Genomic DNA, 19,927 nt, shown 5'->3' with positions numbered 1-19,927 from the left:
TATAAGGTTTATCCAAAAGGAGGAGACAATGGATATTATACAACCTATCAAAAAAGACAAAGTTGATATAAAAAAAATAGCATCAAAATCAATAGAAATATTAATTCTATTACTTTTATCTGCAATATTTATATTCCCTTTTATATGGATGCTATCTACATCCTTTAAAAATCCACAAGAAATGATGCAATTACCGCCCACTATTATACCAAATGATATAGTGTTAGAAAATTATAGTACAGCATGGCATTCAGGTCCATTTTTTAGATATTTGCTAAACAGTGTATTTGTAACAGGAAGTGTTTTAATTGTACAATTTTTAGTTATGGTTCCAGCAGCATATGCATTTTCTAAGATTAAATTTAAAGGTGAAAAAATGCTATTTGGGCTTTTGCTTGTAGGACTTATGATTCCACCACAAGTAACTTTTCTACCAGTCTATATGATGATGAGTAAGTTTGGATTTATAAATACTTATGTTCCACTTATAATTCCATTTATGACATCTTCATTTGGGATATTTCTGCTTAGACAGAATTTTATGCAGATTTCAGATGAAATTATTGAAGCAGCTAAACTAGATAATGCTTCTGACTTAAAAATAATGTTTAGAATAATGGTTCCTATGGCAAAACCAGCAGTAATAACATTTATATTATTTAATTTTATATACCATTGGAATAATTATTTCTGGCCCTTAGTAATGACAAATACAGATGCAATAAGAACTTTACCAATAGGAGTTGCGCTCCTTAAATCTTCAGAAGGAATTACTGCATGGAATGTAATAATGGCAGGAAATATAATTCTAATTTTACCAATAATTCTTGTTTATATATTTGCGAATAAAAAAGTAAAAGAAGCTTTTATGTATTCAGGAATAAAATAAAAAATTAAAGACTAAATTTGGAGGATGAAAATGAAGCTTAAAAGAAAATTAGCAACAGGATTAGCAATAACATTATTATTAGGTTCTTTAGTTGGGTGTTCAAATTCTAATGATGCAAATGCATCTAAAGGAGAAAAGACTGATAGCAATATTACGAAGATAGATTTCTGGGCTCCTTTAGGTGGAACTAATGGAGAAACTGCTCAAAAAATGGTTGACCAATTTAATAGTGAACATAAGGATGTACAAGTAAATATGTTAAAACAGAAAGATTACTATGAAAATGCAACAAAACTACAGGCAGCCTTAACATCTAAAGACCAACCAGATGTAACATTATTAGAAATAACTCAAACAGGTACATTCGCATCAGCAGGTGCTTTAGTAGATATGAGTAAATATTTTGATAAAACATATCAAGAAAGATTCTTTTCTGGTCTTTTAACAAATTCATATTATGAGGATAAGTTTGTTGGTATGCCATTTAATAGAAGTACACCAATATTATACATAAATAAAGATATGGCAACTAAAGCAGGTCTTGACCCTTCAGGTCCAAAATCATGGGAAGAGCTTAAGGATTATGCTAGTAAAATGACAAATAAATCAGAAGATACTTATGGTTTTGAAACGCCAATAGATATTTGGTTCTATGAAGCTATGGTAATGCAAAGTGGAGGAGAAATAACTAATGGTAAAAAAGTAGCATTTAATAATGAGGCAGGACAAGCACCAGTTAAGTTCTGGCAAGATATGATGAAAGCTGGAATAATGAAAATGCCTCCTGGAGAAGATTATAATGCCTGGGACGTAGCAAAACAAGATTTTGTAAATGGTAAAGTAGGTATGATATTTACATCAACAGCAGATTTAGCAGGACTTATGCAACAAACAGAAGGTAAGTTTGAAATATCAACAGCATTCTTACCAAAAAATCAAAAATACGCAACTCCTACAGGTGGAGCTAATCTAGTTATGCTTGAAGGTGGAACAGATAAAGAAAAAGAAGCAAGTGCAGAATTTATAGAATGGATGACACAAACAGATAAAATCGTTCAGTTTAGTTCATCAACAGGATACTTACCAACAACTGAAGATGCAACAAACTCAGAAAAGTTACAAACATTATATAAAGAAAAACCTCAATATAAGGTTGCAACTGACCAATTACAATATGCTGTTGCACTTCCAATGTTAAATGGATACAAGGAAGCAACTGATAAGCTAATGGATGAGATTAAAAAGGGGCTTACTGATTTAAATGCAAATCCAAAAGATGTAGTAAGCAAAGGAACTTCTGCAATGCAAGCAGTAATAGATAAAACAAATAAATAATTATATAGACTTGTAAGTTGATTAAAAGTATTCAATAATATATAAATGAAGAGGTAATGTAAATGACAAAGGTTATAGTATTATCAGTAGATTCTTTATTTGAAAAAGACTTGGAATTTGTAAAAAATCTACCAAACTTTAAATCTATACTAGAAAATTGCTCCATAGTAAAAAATATAAATTGTGTTTATCCCACTCTGACATATCCGTGTCATACTAGTATGGTTACAGGAGTATATCCTAAAAAACATGGTATATATCATAATGAAAAATTTGACCCAAATAAAGAAAATAAAGACTGGTACTGGTATTCAAAGGACATAAAAGCAAAAACTATTATAGATGTAGCAAAAGAAAATAATCTAACTACCTCTAGTGTATTATGGCCTGTAATGGGAGCAAATCCAAATATAGATTATAATATTGCAGAAATATGGGCTCCTAGTAGAGAAGATGACCCAAGAGAAACTTTTGAACGAAGTTCCAGTAAGGTTATAATGGACGGTATTTACAATAGACATTGTCATTATATCGATTGGAAATTAGAACCCAACATGGATTTATTTGGAGTAAACTGTTCAGTAGATATAATAAAGGAATATAAACCAGATTTAATGCTAATACATTTAGCTACATTGGACCATACACGACACAATTATGGCTTATTTAATGACGAAGTAGATAAAGCATTAAAAATGAATGATAAATGGTTAGGAGATATTATTCAGGCTACAAAGGATGCAGGTACATACAAAGATACAAATTTTATAATACTTGGGGACCATGGTCATCTTAGAGTTGATAAAGTTATAAATCCAAATGTCTTGCTTAAATCAAATGGATTTATAAAAGTTGAAAATGGAGAAGTTAAGGATTTTGATGCCTATGTAAATTCTTCTGGAATATCAGCTCAAATAATAGTAAATAACTTAGATAGGTTAACAGAATTAAGAGAACTGCTTGAAGAATTTAAAGAAGAATTATTCATAGAGAATATTTTTACCAAAGAGGAAGCATCTAACCTTGGTCTTGAAGGTGATTTTGAAATGGTAATTGAAGGTCTTGAAGGAATTTCATTTGGAAATGATTTCGAAGGAAGTATTATAAAAGATTCAGATATAAAAGATTACAAGTTTGCTGTTGCGACACATGGTCATTTACCTACTAAAGGTAATAGACCTCCATTTATAGCTTTTGGACCAAATATTAAAGATGGTGTGGTTATAGAAGAAGGAGACCTGAGAGCACATGCAGCAACTATATTAAAAATGTTTAATTTAAAATTAGATGGAGTTGAAAAAGAAGCATTTGATTTTATTATGTAAGTTGAATAAAGTATTTATTTTCCATGAATTATAGACTTCTATTGCAAAGATAGAAGTCTTTTTTTATGTTTTAGATTTAAGTAAAATTTAAATGGGTAAAATATTTAAAATAACTTAAACAATTTTATAAAGGTATGATATAATAATACATGTCAGGAACTAATGTTCGAAAAAAGGAGTGATACTATGGATTTTAAAATAAAATCAGACTTCAAACCTACAGGTGACCAACCAGAAGCTATTAAATCAATAGTGGATTCTATAAATAGAAATGAGAAATTTTCGACATTATTAGGTGTAACGGGTTCAGGAAAAACATTCACAATGGCAAATATCATTCAACAAGTTAAGAAACCTACCCTAATAATGGCTCATAATAAAACTCTAGCAGCACAACTTTACAGTGAGTTTAAAGAATTTTTCCCAGACAATGCAGTTGAATACTTTGTAAGTTACTATGATTATTATCAACCAGAAGCATATGTAGCTCACAGTGACACTTATATAGAAAAAGATGCAAGCATAAATGATGAAATAGATAAACTTCGACATTCTGCTACAGCATCTATTTTAGAGAGAAGAGATACTATAATAATATCATCTGTATCTTGTATATATGGACTTGGTGACCCAAAAGACTATAAAGAACTTATGTTATCTATAAGACCAGGTATGCAAAGAGACAGAGATGATGTAATAAAAAGGTTAATAGAGATACAATACGAAAGAAATGACATAAACTTTACACGAGGTACCTTTAGAGTTAGAGGAGATATACTAGAAATATTCCCAGCTAGTAATGATGAAAAAGCAATAAGAATAGAATTTTTTGGTGATGAGGTAGATAGAATAACAGAAATTGATTATGTAACAGGGAAGATTGTTGGTACTAGAAATCATGTTGTTATATTCCCAGCATCTCACTATGTAACAACGCCAGAAAGAATTGAAAAGGCAATTGTAGAAATAGAAAACGAGCTTCAAGAACAAATTAAATTTTTCAAGGAAAATGATAGGCTATTAGAAGCACAAAGAATTGAACAAAGAACTAAGTATGATATAGAAATGTTAAAGGAAATAGGATTTTGTCAGGGGATAGAGAACTATTCTAGACATATTACAGGAAGGTCAGAAGGAGAAAGACCATATACTTTAATGGATTTCTTCCCAGATGATTATTTGATAATTGTAGATGAGGCACATGTCACTATACCACAAGTAAGAGGTATGTATGCAGGAGACAGGTCTAGAAAAACATCACTTATAGAGAATGGTTTTAGATTACCTTCTGCACTTGACAATAGACCATTAAATTTTCAAGAATTTGAAGGAAATATAAATCAAATGTTGTTTGTAAGTGCTACACCAGGACCTTATGAAATTCAACACTCAGAGACAATAGCAGAACAGATAATAAGACCAACTGGCCTTTTAGACCCAATTGTAGAAGTAAGACCTATAAATAATCAAATAGATGATTTGGTAGGAGAAATAACTAAAACTATAGAAAAAAATGAAAGAGTGCTTATAACCACTTTAACTAAAAAAATGAGTGAGGACTTGACTAACTATCTTAAAGAAATAGGGATAAAAGTTAAATATTTACACTCAGATATAGTTACATTAGAAAGAACAGAAATAATAAGAGATTTAAGATTAGGGAAGTTTGATGTCCTTGTAGGAATAAACTTACTTAGAGAAGGATTGGATATACCAGAAGTTTCACTTATAGCAATTTTAGATGCAGACAAAGAAGGTTTCTTACGTTCCGAAACAGCTTTAATACAGACTATTGGACGTGCAGCTAGGAATGAAAATGGAAGAGTAATTATGTATGCAGACAGGATAACTGACTCAATGCAAAATGCTATTGATGAAACAAAGAGAAGAAGAGATATACAAAATTTATATAATGAAGAGCACAATATCATTCCTAAAACTATACAAAAAAATATAAGAGATAGTATAGAAGCTACTAAGGTTGCAGAGGAAGAAGTTGTATATGGAATATCTGATACAGATGATAAAGACGAAATAAGAGCTAATATAGATAAATTAAAATCAGAGATGATGGAAGCTGCTCAAAACTTACAATTTGAAAGAGCAGCAGAACTTAGAGATAAAGTGAAACAATTAGAAGAAAAATTGGAAAAATAGAAAGGTAAAAACAACATTATGGAAGATAAAATTATAATAAGAGGAGCAAAAGAACATAATTTAAAAAATATAGATTTAGAATTACCAAGAGATAAATTTATTGTTTTTACAGGTTTGTCAGGGTCTGGGAAGTCTTCTTTGGCATTTGATACAATATATGCAGAAGGACAGAGAAGATATGTAGAAAGTCTATCTGCTTATGCAAGACAATTTTTAGGTCAGATGGAAAAGCCAAATGTAGAATATATAGAGGGTTTATCACCAGCTATCTCAATTGACCAGAAGACTACCTCAAAAAACCCACGTTCTACGGTTGGAACAGTAACAGAAATATATGATTATTTGAGACTATTATTTGCAAGAGTAGGAGATGTGTATTGCCCTACATGTGGTGAAAAAATAAGTCAGATGACTATTCAAGAAATAGTTGATAAAATGCTAGATTTTCCAGATAGAACGAAATTACAAATTCTTTCACCAATTGTTAGAGGACAAAAAGGTACACATAAAAAAGTCTTTGATAATATCAAAAAAGAAGGATTTGTAAGAGTTAGAGTTAATGGTGAAAACTATGAAGTTAGTGATGATATAATCTTAAATAAAAATCAAAAACATAATATAGAAGTTGTAGTGGACAGAATAGTAATTAAAGATGGAATAGAATCAAGACTAGCAGATTCAATTGAAACTGCAGTTAAGCTATCTGATGGTCTTGTAATAGCCCAAATAATAGATGGAGAAGAAATTCTTTTTTCAACTAAATTTGCATGCCCAGAACATGGAATTGGCATAGAAGAATTATCTCCAAGAATGTTTTCATTTAATGCTCCCTTTGGTGCTTGTGATGTTTGTAATGGTCTTGGGGAAAGTAAAGAAGTTGACCCAGAATTAGTAGTACCAAACAAAGATTTATCAATAAAACAAGGTGCAGTGGCAGCATGGGGTTCAACAGGTGTTAATGATGACACTTATTACAGTAAAATGATAAAAAGTTTAGCAGAGCATTTTAATGTATCTTTGACAACACCGTTTAAAGATTTACCAGATGATTTTGTGGAGGAATTACTTTATGGTAAAGATAATATAATTGTAGAGTTTACTTATGAGTCAAAATTTGGAGGAACTAGAAATTATAAATCATACTTTGAAGGTGTAATAGTAAACTTAGAGAGAAGATATAGAGAAACTAATTCAGATTACATGAGAGATAAGATTGAAGAATACATGGCAGAGAGACCATGTCCAAAGTGTAAAGGGATGAGACTTAAAAAGGAAGTTTTATCTGTTTTAGTTGATGGAAAAAATATAATGGAAGTTACAAACTTATCTGTAAATGAATTGATTGACTTTATGGAAAATATAAATCTTACAGAAAAACAGAGATTTATAGCTCATGAGATTATAAAAGAGATAAAAGGAAGAGCTATGTTCTTAAGAGATGTAGGTCTTGATTATTTAAATTTATCAAGAAAAGCTGGAACTTTATCAGGAGGAGAAGCGCAACGTATAAGATTAGCTACTCAAATAGGTTCTGCATTGGTTGGAGTTTTATATGTACTTGATGAGCCAAGTATAGGGCTTCACCAAAGAGATAATGATAGGCTTATAACTACTCTTAGACATCTAACAGATTTAGGAAATACCTTAATCGTTGTAGAGCATGATGAAGACACAATGAGAGAAGCTGATTATGTTATAGACATTGGTCCAGGTGCAGGTATACATGGTGGTGAAATAGTTGCACAGGGTACTTTAGATGAAATAATTGAAAATGAGAACTCAATAACGGGTCAATATTTAAGTGGTAAAAAACAAATATTGCTTCCTGAGACTACTAGAGAAGGAAATGGAAGTTTTATAGAAATAGTTAAAGCATCAGAAAATAATCTGAAAAATATTGATGTAAAGTTCCCATTAGGTAAGTTTACATGCATAACAGGTGTTTCAGGTTCTGGAAAAAGTACATTAATAAACGATATACTTTACAAAGGTGTTGCAAGTAAAGTGAATAGACTTAAGCAAAGAGCTGGTAAGCATAAGGAGATAAAAGGAATTGAAAGTATAGATAAAGTTATAAATATAGACCAAAGTCCTATTGGAAGAACACCTCGTTCAAATCCTGCTACTTATACAGGTGTATTTGATTTTATAAGAGATATTTTTGCATCTACTAATGAAGCTAAAGCAAGAGGTTATAAAAAAGGTAGATTTAGTTTTAATGTAAAAGGTGGTAGATGTGAAGCTTGTAAGGGTGATGGAATAATAAAAATAGAAATGCATTTCTTACCAGATGTATATGTTCCTTGTGAAATTTGTAAAGGTGAAAGATACAATAGAGAAACATTGCAAGTAAAATACAAAGATAAAACTATATCTGATATATTAGATATGAATGTGGAAGAAGCTGTTGAGTTTTTCGAAAATATACCAAATATAAAAAGAAAATTAGAAACTTTAATGGATGTAGGACTTTCATATATTAAATTAGGACAGCCTTCAACTCAATTATCAGGAGGAGAAGCACAACGTATAAAATTAGCTGCTGAACTTAGTAAAAGACCAACAGGAAAGACTTTGTATATATTAGATGAACCTACTACTGGACTTCATATGGCAGATGTAGACAAGCTAATCCAAGTATTACAAAGACTAGCAGATACAGGAAATACAATTATAGTCATAGAACATAATTTAGATGTTATAAAGACTTGTGATTATGTAATAGACTTAGGACCAGAAGGCGGAGATAAGGGTGGAACTATAGTTGCAACTGGAACACCAAAAGAAGTATCTAAAGTTGATGGTTCTTATACAGGTCAATTCTTAAAGAAATATTTTTCTTAAGTTATATAAATTGTGAAAAATTTTAGAGCAGATATACGATAAACTGTTTTGTTATAAGTAAATTAGTCAAATATAAGTTGTAAATAGTAATACAAAGTAAAGTCCATATTACTCTTCATGGTTAAAATTGTTTTCAAATCAATTATAGAAGGGAATATGGGCTTTAACTTGTCTAAAGCACTGGAAATTGTATAACTTTTTAAAATTCATATTTTAGGGTATAATTTTAGTATAAAATTTAATGTTTTGGAGGGCGAGATGTTTGATATACAAGAGCATTTAAAAAAATTACCTTCTGAGCCCGGAGTATATTTAATGAAAGACAAATACGACCATATAATATATGTGGGAAAAGCCATATCTCTAAAAAATAGGGTAAGGCAGTATTTTCAATCTTCAAAAAACCATACATCTAAAGTAAAATCTATGGTTAAGAATATATATAAGTTTGAGTATATTATAACGGATTCAGAGTTAGAGGCATTAATACTTGAATGTAATTTAATAAAAAGATACAGACCAAAGTATAATGTAGTGCTTAGAGATGATAAAACTTATCCATATATAAAAGTAACTACAAATGAAGATTATCCAAGAATCTTAAAAGTTAGAAGAGTTCTTAAAGATAAGGCAAAGTATTTTGGGCCCTATACCAATATAACTGCTGTGAATGATACCTTGGAGCTTATAAGTAGTACGTATCCAATAAGAAGCTGTAAAATAGATATAGATAAAGCAATAAAGAATAAGACAAGACCTTGTTTAAATCTACACATAAATAAATGTTTAGGACCTTGTACAGGAAATGTTTCTAAAGAAGAGTATGGAAAAATGATAGAAGAGATTATAATGTGTTTATCTGGTAAAGAAGAAAAATTGATGGAACTTTTAAAGGAAAAAATGAATGAGAGTTCTATGAACTTTAGATTTGAAGAGGCTGCTGTATATAGGGATAAGATAAAGAGCCTTGAAGAGATGATACAGAAACAAAAAATAGATGCTACTGTAAGTGACTTAAACCAAGATGTGGTTGCAATGGCAAGAGCTCATAATGAAGCTTGTGTCCAGGTATTTTTTATAAGAAATGGTAAGATTGTAGGTAGGGAACATTTTATATTAGAAGGGGTAATGGATAGTCCAAGAGCTTCTATATTAAGTTCATTTGTAAAACAATTTTATAATGAACAAGAGTATATACCTAAAGAATTAATTATAGAAGATGAGATAGAAGATAGTTCTATATTAGAAGAATGGCTGTCATCTAAAAAGGGGCAAAAAGTAACAATAAGAGTTCCTCAAAAGGGAGAGAAGAAAAGCTTAGTTGAAATGGTTAGGAAAAATGCTGTAGAATATCTTGAAAAATTTTCTGATATGAATAAAAGAAAATATGAAAAAAGTATTGGAGCATTGGAAGAATTAAAGCAAATATTAAATCTAGAAAAGTTGCCAATAAGAATAGAGGCTTATGATATATCAAATATACAAGGTGTAGATTCGATTGGTTCTATGGTAGTGTATACGAATGCTAAAAAAGATAAGAAGGAATATAGGAGATATAAAATAAAGACAGTTATTGGACCTAATGATTATGATTCTATGGCTGAAATTGTAGATAGAAGATTAAAACATGGAAATTTACCTGACTTGATATTGTTGGATGGTGGAAAAGGACAAGTTAGTGCAGTAAAAAAAGTACTAGAACTCAATGATGTAGATATACCTCTTTGGGGAATGTACAAAGATGATAAGCATAGAACTAAAGGATTGATATGCAAAGAAAAAGAAATAGAACTAGATAAAACAACTAATTTATATAGATTTATTGCTAGTATACAAGAAGAAGTTCATAATTATGCAATAACATATCATAGAAGTCTAAGAAATAAAGCTTTGACAAAATCTATCTTAGATGATATACAAGGAATAGGTGAAAAAAGAAAGAAATCATTATTAAATCACTTTAAAGATGTAGATGCTATAAAAAAAGCTACTATGGAAGAACTTTTAGAAGTAGATGGAATGAATAAAAGCATTGCAGATAATGTTTATAATTTTTTTAGAAAGGAAGAAAATTAATGGAAACTAGCAATAAAGTATCAATAAGAGAGATAATAAAAGAGTTGAAGTTAAAAGTAGTATACATGCCTGATGATGTAGATTATTATGTCTACTCTCAAGATATAAATAGACCAGGATTACAGTTTGCAGGATATTTTGATTATTTTGCATATGAAAGAATACAAATAGTTGGAAAGACAGAATATAATTTTTTTGGATTAATGGATAGTCATATTCGGGAAGAAGTACTAGATAGATTTTTCTCATATGAAATACCAGCGTTAATAATTTCTAGAGACTTGGAAATCAAGCCAGATGTAATTGAAAAGGCTAAAAAATATAAAAGAATACTTTTGAGCACAAATAGAAATACCACTAGACTTATAAATAGACTGTCAAACTATTTGGATAATAAGTTAGCACCACATACAACAATTCACGGTGTGCTAGTAGATATTTATGGTATAGGTGTACTGATAAAAGGTGAAAGTAGTATAGGAAAGTCGGAAACAGCATTAGAACTGATTCAAAGGGGTAATAGATTAGTTGCAGATGATGCTGTAGAAATAAGAAAATTAGATGAAAGTATGCTTGTGGGTCAGTCACCTGAACTAATAAGACATTTTCTTGAGATAAGAGGAATAGGAATAATAGATGTTAGAAGTTTATATGGAGTAGGGGCAATCAAAAATTCTAAAATGATAGATTTAGTAGTTCATTTAGAAGCTTGGGATGAAACTAAGTATTATGATAGACTGGGACTGGATAAAGAATATGAAGAAATACTTGGTGTTAATGTAGAGAAATTAGTTGTACCTGTTAAACCTGGAAGAAATACTGCTATGATATTAGAAGTAGCAGCAATGAATTTTAGACAAAGAGGAATGGGATACGATGCAGCTCAAGAATTTACTAAAAAATTATCAAAATTAATCGATACTAAGTAGTACTGAATAATAGTGGACTACACATCATTTAATTAAATATTGATTAGGATTATGTCCTACACCTTATAAATTAAAATCAAGTTGTATATATAATGTTTATTAATAAGATATATTATATAAGGATAATTTAAAGTACAGTGTTAGATTATAATAATACTAGATTAATTTTATATTTGAGTTTCATTATATAACAAGAAAGTTGGAATTTTTTATGGGAATAGAATATTTTAGTAAACTTTTAGAAAGTAGTACTGAAAAAGAATTGCTCTTAAGTAAAAAGTCAAATAACATAAGTACAGCAAGATTAATATCTTTTTTGATAGTGATAGCAGGGTTTGCTATTGGATTTTACAATAAAAATATAGTAGGTATTTTTGTTGGAGTTTTATCAATAATAATATTTATAGCACTCTTAGTTATTCATAGTAAAGTAAAAGAAGAAGAAACATATTTTAAAAGTAAGAGCGAAGTATTAAATAAGTATATTAAGAGATTTGGAGATGGTTGGAAGGAATTTAAAATAGATGGTAAAGAATACTTAAAAGATGAAAATTCGCAAGCAAAAGATTTAGACTTATTTGGAAGAGCATCATTGTATCAATATATCTGTGTAGCTAATACATCTTATGGGAAAAATTTTTTAGCCAAATATTTGTGGAATGAAAATCCAGATGAGAATGTAATCTTAGAAAGACAGAGAGCTATAAAAGAACTTTTATCAAAAGATGATTTTTCTATTCATATTCAAACACTCAGTAATATAATTGGTAAAGAGCAAAAAAACAATTCAGATAGTAGTATAGAATCGTTTATAGAGTATGGAGAAAATAAGAATGTGTATATACCAAAATGGATGCATATTTTTACTTGGGGTTTACCAACTGCAACAATCTTATCTTTTATATTTTGTATGTTAGGATTTTTACCTGTTTTACCTGTTTTTTTACTTTTTATAATCCAGTTAGGGTTTAGTGGTTTTGGATATCCAAGACTTATGCAAACTCTTGCTCCATTATTTTCATTTAGTAGAAGTATACAAGTATATGAAAAAATGTTTGAGGTTTTAGAAAAAGAGACGTTTGAAAGTGCATATTTGAAAGAATTACAAGATAAACTTTCTAAGGGAAGTGGAGTTTCAAGAGGTGTTAAACAATTAAATTCAATAGGAAATGCTGTAAACCTAAGGTATAATCAGATACTATATATAATTGCCTGTGGTGTTTTGATGTGGAACTATCATTGTGCAGAAGCTTTGGAGCGATGGAAAGGTATATATGGAAATCAAATTAGAGATTGGTTTGAATCTATTGGAGAATTTGAAGCTCTAATAAGTTTAACAGTTGTTTCTCATGTAAAGGAAAATACATGTTTTCCAGTAATAAAATATGAAGATACTCCAAGATTGAAAGTTGAAGAGGTATACCACCCATTAATAGCAGAAAAAAGTGTCATAGCAAATTCGATACAATTAAATTCTCAGACTTGTATTATCACAGGTTCAAATATGTCTGGAAAGACAACATTTTTAAGAAGTATCGGTGTAAACTTAGTGCTGGCATATGCAGGTGCTCCAGTATGCGCTAAGAGTTTTGATGCGACCTGTATGGCTATATTTACTTCTATGAGAATACAAGATGATGTAAGTCAAGGAATATCAACTTTCTATGCTGAGATTCTTAGAATAAAATCAATGATTCAATATAGTTTAAAAGAACTGCCAATGTTGGTTCTAGTAGATGAAATTTTTAAGGGAACTAACTCTGCTGATAGAATTATTGGAGCAAGTGAGGCAGTAAAGAAATTATCAAAACCCTGGGTTATAAGTATGGTGACAACACATGACTTTGAGCTATGTGACCTTTCAGGTAGTGGAGATGTTGAAGTTGTAAACTATCATTTCTCAGAGTACTATGTAGACGATAAAATTCATTTTGACTATAAGATAAAAGATGGAAGATGTAAAACTACAAATGCAAAACAACTTATGAGAATGGCAGGTATTCTTTAATTAATAGATAGGTTAATTAAAGAATAAGTCTATTTAGAAATATAATTTAATTTGTGAAATTAATAAGGATTGTCTTAAATTACGTAAAAGTATTTTAAGACAATCCTTTTTTAAGAATAAATTTTATACTTTGTTATGACTACTTAGCTTCTTCACAAGCACATTCTTGTGGACACTCTCCATAGACACAACTCTTATCAAAGTAATGAGTATGAAGGTATTTATGAGCTACATCACTATTTGGTTCTCCAAAGAAGTCTTTATAAATAGCTTGTAAATCAGGATTCTCATGAGATTTACGAATAGCCTTATTTCTATCTATTTCATATAACGCATTTGCACGTCTATCAACTATTTCAGTATTACCATGGTGATAAGGTTGACCAGCACCTCCAACACATCCACCAGGACATGCCATAACTTCTATGATATGGTATTTACATTCTCCACTTCTGACCTTATCCATAATCTTTCTAGCGTTTTTAAGTGTATTTACAATACACACATTAACTGTAGTTCCATCAACATCTATACTTGCTTCCCTAATTCCTTTAAGACCTCTAACATTAGTGAAGTTTACATTATCTAAAGTCTTATTAGTTATCTTCTCATATGAAGTACGTAGGGCAGCTTCTAAAACTCCACCACTTGCTCCAAATATAGATGCAGCACCTGTAGATTTTCCTAGAGGATTATCAAAATCTTGGTCTTGAAGATTAGGTAAATCGATTGCAGCTTCTTTTATCATCTTAGCTAACTCTCTAGTAGTTATAGAAAGGTCAACATCTAGTATTCCAGATTCACTTAATTCTTCTCTTGAAGCTTCATATTTTTTAGCTACACAAGGCATTACAGATACAACATAAAGTTCTTCAGGATTGATTCCTAATATTTTAGGTGCATAGTAGTTTTTAGCTATAGAACCAAACATACCTTGAGGAGACTTACAGCTAGATGCTAAGTTTAACTTGTCTGGATAATTGTGCTCTAAGAAGTTTACCCATGCAGGACAACAACTTGTTAATATAGGAAGATTTTCACCTTTTTGGATTCTTTCTATAAATTCAGTAGCTTCTTCCATTATAGTAAAATCTGCACCAAAGTTTGTATCAAATACATGTTCAAATCCAAGTGCTTTTAAAGCAGCTACCATTTTTCCTGTAGAGATTGACCCTGGTTCTAATCCAAACTCTTCACCAATAGCAACTCTTACAGCAGGAGCAACTTGCACTACTATAGTCTTTTCTTTTTTATTTAAAACATCCCAAAGTTTAGGTACATTATCTACTTCTGTTAATGCTCCAGTTGGACAGACAGATATACATTGACCACAGAATGTACACTCTGTTTCAACCATATCAGAGTTAAAGAATGTACTAACTAAAGTATTAAATCCACGATTAACTCCAGATAATGCTCCTACTGTTTGTATGTCATTACATACAGTCTCGCATCTTCTACATAATATACACTTAGAATGGTCTTTAACTAAAGATTTAGTAGAAGTATCTTTACCTGCAAAAGATTTAGAACCTTGATATCTTATTTTTCTTACTCCTAAATCAGCAGCTATAGTCTGTAATTCACAATCTCCATTTTTTTCACAGACAAAACAATCTTGTGGATGGTCTGATAACAATAATTCAACAATAGTTCTACGAGCATTTAATGCTTTAGCACTATTAGTCTGAACTTTCATACCTTCCTTTATAACTGTTCCACAAGCTGGAACTAATCCTCTCTCTGTCTCAACCATACAAACACGACAAGAAGCACAAGTGTCAAGCTTATCTATTTCATTCATATGTAAATGACAAAGGTTGTGTATTTTTATATTTATTAATTTCGCAGCATCTAAGATAGAAGTTCCACTAGGTGCTGAAACGTGTTTGCCATTAATAGTTAAATTAACTAAACTCATTGTTATTCCTCCTCCAAATAAGTTATTTCTTGATTATAGCGTTAAATGTACAATTATCTATACAAGCACCACATTTTAGACACTTAGAAGTATCTATTGTATGTTGTTCCTTAACAGAACCTGTTATACAACCAGCAGGACACACTCTAGAACATTTTGTACAACCCTTACAGTCATCTGTTATAAAGTAAGAAAGTAAGTTCTGACATTTACCAGCAGGACATTTCTTATCTACAACATGAGCTATATACTCATCTTTAAAATATTGAAGAGTACTTAAAACAGGGTTTGGAGCAGCTTTACCAAGACCACATAATGAAGCAGTTTGTATAGTTTCAGCAAGGTTTTCTAGGTCATCTAAATCTTGTAGAGTACCATTACCTTCTGTAATTTTAGTTAATATTTCTAATAATCTTGTAGTACCTATACGACAAGGTGTACATTTACCACAAGATTCTTCAACAGTAAACTCAAGGAAGAACTTGGCTATATCTACCATACAGTCAGATTCATCAAGAACAAGCATACCACCAGAGCCCATCATTGAACCGATAGAACTTAATGAACCAAAGTCTATAGGAGTGTCTAAATGTTCAGTTGGTATACATCCACCAGATGGTCCACCTGTTTGAACAGCCTTAAATTTCTTACCTTCAGGGATTCCCCCACCAATTTCAAATACAATATCTCTTAAAGTAGTACCCATTGGAACTTCAACAAGTCCTACATTTTCTACTTTTCCACCAAGAGCAAAGACTTTAGTACCACTAGAATCTTCAGTACCTAAGTTGGCAAACCAATCTCCACCCTTAAGTATAATTGCAGGTATGTTAGCAAAAGTCTCAACGTTATTTAAGCAAGTAGGAGATTTCCATAGACCACTCTTAGAAGAACTATAAGTTTTCATTCTAGGTTCACCACGTCTACCTTCAATTGAATGCATTAGCGCTGTACCTTCACCACAAACGAAAGCACCTGCACCATATTTTAATTCTAATTTAAAGTTAAATCCAGTGCCTAAGATATTTTCGCCAAGTAAACCGTATTTTTCAGCTTGAGCTATGGCTACTTTTAATCTTTCTATAGATTTTGGATATTCTGCTCTTATGTATATGTATCCTGTATCAGAACCTATAGCGTATCCACATATTGCCATAGCTTCTAGTACACTATGAGGGTCACCTTCAAGTACAGATCTATCCATAAATGCACCTGGGTCACCTTCATCAGCATTACATACAACAAACTTTTTATCTGTTGGACCAGCTGGATTTTTTGAAGCAGCTTCCCATTTAGAGCCAGTAGGGAAACCTGCACCACCTCTACCACGAAGGCCAGAAGTTTTTACCTCTGCAATAACTTCTTGAGGAGTAAGAGAAGTTAAACATTTGCCTAGAGCTAAATAACCATCATTGGCAATATATTCTTCTATACTATCTGGGTCTATAAGACCACAATTTTTTAAAGCTATACGTAACTGTTTTTTGTAGAAAGACATTTCTTCTTGTTCTTCAACTTTTTTACTTAAAGATTCTTCCTCATATAATAATTCCTCGACAACTGTATTTCTAATTAAGTGGCTTTGAACTATCTTTTCAGCATCAGATGGCTCAACTTTTACGTAGAAAACGTTATCAGGATAAACTTTTACAATAGGACCTTGAGCACAGAAACCAAAACAACCTGTCAAACGAACACTAACTTTATCTTGGATTCCTGATTTCTTTATTTCATTTTCTAATTCACTAACTATTTCTAGACTGTTTGAAGATGTACATCCAGTATCACAACAAACAAGTAATTCTCTTCTTAATACATTTTCCTTAGAATAATTTTTTCTTAAGCTAAGATTAGGTTTCAGCTCATCAGCTAAAACTTTTAATTCATCAAATGAATTTACTTTACGCATTATTTATTCACCCCTCTTAACAATTCAATTCTAATTCTCTATAAGTATCTAATATTTCGCTTACTTGGTCAGGTTTCACTTTACCATAAACTTTACCATTTACAGTAACAACTGGAGCTAAACCACATGCCCCCAAACATCTTAAACCTTCTAAAGAAAATTTAAAATCACTAGTAGTTTCTCCAACTTTTATGCCAAGCTGTTTTTCAAAAGCACTTAAGATTTTGTCAGCACCTTTTACAAAACATACAGTTCCTAGACAGACACTGATTTTATACTTACCTACAGGTTCTGTAGTAAAATAAGAATAGAATGTAACAACCCCATATACCTTTGCAGGAGCTACTCCAAGTTTTCTAGCAACATGAAGTTGAACTTCTTTTGGAAGATATCCAAATATACCTTGGGCTTCATGTAGAACTTGTATTAACGCACCTTCCTTTGTTGCAAGAGAGTCAATAAATATATCTAGTTCGTCAAATAATTGCTTGTTGTGTGAAATAAAATCGCACATAACAAATCCCCCTTTTCTTTTTAAAGTTATTATTTTTCATAAAATAATTAACCATGAGTTGACCCCAACATTATGTGGGTGAACAAAACCAAAACAATAAAGAAAGAATAATATACAACAATTTCTTTATTTATAAAAACAATGCAAAAAAGTTACCTATTAAAAATAAAAACTATACTAGTCTATTATAATATAAAATAATTCAGAATAGTTAAAAAAAATAAAAAAAATGAGCTAAATTCAATAAAAAAAAAATAATACATATAAAAAACTTTAAAAAATAAACCAAAATGTAAAATTTTTATAAAATAAAAGATTTATAAAACTGCTGATAATAGTCTTGAAATTGATTCCTTGATTTTTATATAAGTAGACCTAGAATTATATATATCTAATGTTATTTCCTTAGAATTTAAAATATCATTTTCAAATATAATTCTTTGTTCCAATGCTTTTTTTGAAGAGTACATAAATGCATTAACTTCGAAATTAAGCTCAAAACTTCTGATATCCATATTAGCTGTTCCTATAGAGCATATAGAGTCATCTATAACTATTGTCTTAGCATGTAAAAATGCATTTTGACCATAAGTATAGATTTTAGCTCCAAACTTTAAAAGTTCTCCAGCATATGAATATGATGCCCAGTATACAAAGGGATGGTCAGGTTTAGAAGGAATCATCACTCTCACATCAACACCAGATAAACAAGCTATTTTTAAAGTATCTATAAAAGTTGAGTCAAGTATTAAATAAGGACTCTGTATGTATATATACTTTCTAGCTTTCTGAATCATTTTAAGGTAACCATATTTAATCTCATCAAGTTCTGATATATCTGGACCACTTGATACTATCTGAATCCCAATATTTTCAGAAGGATGATTAGAATTTGTATCTTCTTCTATAAAGTACTTTTCTAAATCTAAATCTTCTTTAGTTGTATATCTCCAATCAAGGATGAATCTCATATTTAGGTCAATTACGCAATCACCAGTAAGCTTAGTATGTGTATCTCTCCATAGACCAAATTTTGGATTTCTACCTAAATATTCATCACCAACATTATATCCACCTACAAATCCTACCTTACCATCAATGACAACAATTTTTCGGTGATTTCTATAGTTTAAGTTAAAGTTTACAATTTTCAAGAATGATGGGAAGAAGCTTCCAACTTTAACACCACTTTCTTTAAGTCTGGAAAGTGTACTATTTTTTAGTGTTCTACCACCAACTGCATCAAATAAAAGTCTTACTTCAACACCTTCTTTAGCTTTGTCTATAAGAATGTCTATTATTTCAGTTCCGATTTTGTCATCTTTGAAAATGTAAAATTGTATGTTTATATATTTTTTAGCTTTTTTAAGTTCTTCAAGAAGACTGTTAAAAAATTGACTAGATTCAGCATAAATCCACACATCGTTATTATTGGTATAATGAGCATTATTTGAATTAGCCAATGCATAAATCATATCCTTATGTTGATGTATATCTGAATCAATTTCAGATGTAGATTGGAGTTTAACCTGAGTATCTAGTATATTACTTTTGATTATCTTATCATCCTTTTCTTTCAATCTAAACATATTGTTTTTTGAAATATTTCTGCCAAAAGCTATATAAAGTATGAATCCAAGAGCAGGAATCAATACTAATATAAGAAGCCATGTTAAAGTTGTATTTATGTTTCTTTTTTCTCTAAAGATAAGGTTTAGTATAACCATGAAATTAATTATATATATTGTAGTAACTGCTATTTCATATATTGACATTTCGAAAAATGATATATCAAACATAAAATTCCCTCCTTCAAATATTTATTAAAATAAGTAATTATATATAATAACACAAACATATATCTATTATATATAATACCTCAATAATTAAAAAGTAAAATAAATAATCAAAAGGTAAATTTTTCAAATTCAATATAAATTATTTCGAAATTAACAAAGTTGTTATATAATAAATAGTATAATTATATGAGACAAGTATATATAAGTATATAGTATATTTT

12 protein-coding genes are annotated in these 19,927 nt (G+C 30.3%); 8 read left to right on the top strand and 4 right to left on the bottom strand.

The window, feature by feature from the left end; genetic code table 11:
* The first annotated feature begins 28 nt into the window (after nucleotides 1–28).
* From CDIF1296T_RS17685 to CDIF1296T_RS17650, 8 genes are all read left to right on the top strand, one after another.
* Entirely contained in the window at nucleotides 29–889 is an 861-nt protein-coding gene (locus CDIF1296T_RS17685) for a carbohydrate ABC transporter permease (protein WP_009898651.1), read from the top strand.
* Between the two features lie 30 nt (nucleotides 890–919).
* Complete coding sequence (locus tag CDIF1296T_RS17680; RefSeq protein WP_009898649.1) at nucleotides 920–2,224, top strand: ABC transporter substrate-binding protein; 1,305 nt, start codon at nucleotides 920–922, stop codon at nucleotides 2,222–2,224.
* 62 nt (nucleotides 2,225–2,286) lie between these two features.
* On the top strand, nucleotides 2,287–3,549 hold the full coding sequence (locus CDIF1296T_RS17675) for an alkaline phosphatase family protein (protein ID WP_009898647.1): 1,263 nt from the start codon (nucleotides 2,287–2,289) through the stop codon (nucleotides 3,547–3,549).
* A gap of 186 nt (nucleotides 3,550–3,735) precedes the next feature.
* On the top strand, nucleotides 3,736–5,706 hold the full coding sequence (gene uvrB, locus CDIF1296T_RS17670) for an excinuclease ABC subunit UvrB (protein WP_009891935.1): 1,971 nt from the start codon (nucleotides 3,736–3,738) through the stop codon (nucleotides 5,704–5,706).
* Nucleotides 5,707–5,724: 18 nt separating this feature from the next.
* Nucleotides 5,725–8,550, top strand: coding sequence for an excinuclease ABC subunit UvrA (uvrA, locus tag CDIF1296T_RS17665; protein WP_003436266.1), 2,826 nt, complete (start codon nucleotides 5,725–5,727; stop codon nucleotides 8,548–8,550).
* A 258-nt stretch (nucleotides 8,551–8,808) separates the two neighbouring features.
* A complete protein-coding gene (gene uvrC, locus CDIF1296T_RS17660) occupies nucleotides 8,809–10,626 on the top strand; it encodes an excinuclease ABC subunit UvrC (protein ID WP_003436264.1) in 1,818 nt (605 codons plus the stop codon).
* A complete protein-coding gene (gene hprK / locus CDIF1296T_RS17655) occupies nucleotides 10,626–11,555 on the top strand; it encodes an HPr(Ser) kinase/phosphatase (RefSeq protein WP_003416935.1) in 930 nt (309 codons plus the stop codon). Before uvrC ends, hprK begins: the two co-directional genes overlap by 1 nt.
* 211 nt (nucleotides 11,556–11,766) lie before the next feature.
* Entirely contained in the window at nucleotides 11,767–13,563 is a 1,797-nt protein-coding gene (locus tag CDIF1296T_RS17650; protein ID WP_009898644.1) for a MutS-related protein, read from the top strand.
* Nucleotides 13,564–13,702: 139 nt separating this feature from the next.
* Here CDIF1296T_RS17650 and CDIF1296T_RS17645 read toward each other — a convergent pair whose 3' ends face one another.
* The 4 genes from CDIF1296T_RS17645 to cls form a co-directional block, all read right to left on the bottom strand.
* Nucleotides 13,703–15,484 carry an NADH-dependent [FeFe] hydrogenase, group A6 gene (locus CDIF1296T_RS17645; RefSeq protein WP_003429109.1) on the bottom strand — a complete coding sequence of 594 codons (1,782 nt, stop codon included), beginning with the start codon at nucleotides 15,482–15,484 and terminating at the stop codon, nucleotides 13,703–13,705.
* A gap of 22 nt (nucleotides 15,485–15,506) precedes the next feature.
* Nucleotides 15,507–17,393 (bottom strand): NADH-quinone oxidoreductase subunit NuoF, encoded by a 1,887-nt coding sequence (locus tag CDIF1296T_RS17640; protein ID WP_003416938.1) that lies wholly within the window; start codon nucleotides 17,391–17,393, stop codon nucleotides 15,507–15,509.
* Nucleotides 17,394–17,409: 16 nt separating this feature from the next.
* Nucleotides 17,410–17,907 (bottom strand): NADH-quinone oxidoreductase subunit NuoE family protein, encoded by a 498-nt coding sequence (locus CDIF1296T_RS17635; RefSeq protein WP_003416946.1) that lies wholly within the window; start codon nucleotides 17,905–17,907, stop codon nucleotides 17,410–17,412.
* 317 nt (nucleotides 17,908–18,224) lie between these two features.
* Nucleotides 18,225–19,706: a cardiolipin synthase gene (cls, locus tag CDIF1296T_RS17630; protein WP_003429110.1), complete on the bottom strand. Its 1,482-nt coding sequence runs from the start codon at nucleotides 19,704–19,706 to the stop codon at nucleotides 18,225–18,227.
* Nucleotides 19,707–19,927: the final 221 nt, after the last annotated feature.

The organism is Clostridioides difficile ATCC 9689 = DSM 1296 (assembly GCF_001077535.1).
GTDB classification, from domain to species: Bacteria; Bacillota; Clostridia; order Peptostreptococcales; family Peptostreptococcaceae; genus Clostridioides; species Clostridioides difficile.
Note: the sequence above shows the minus strand (reverse complement) of the source record. Positions and strands in the feature narration are given on the sequence as shown.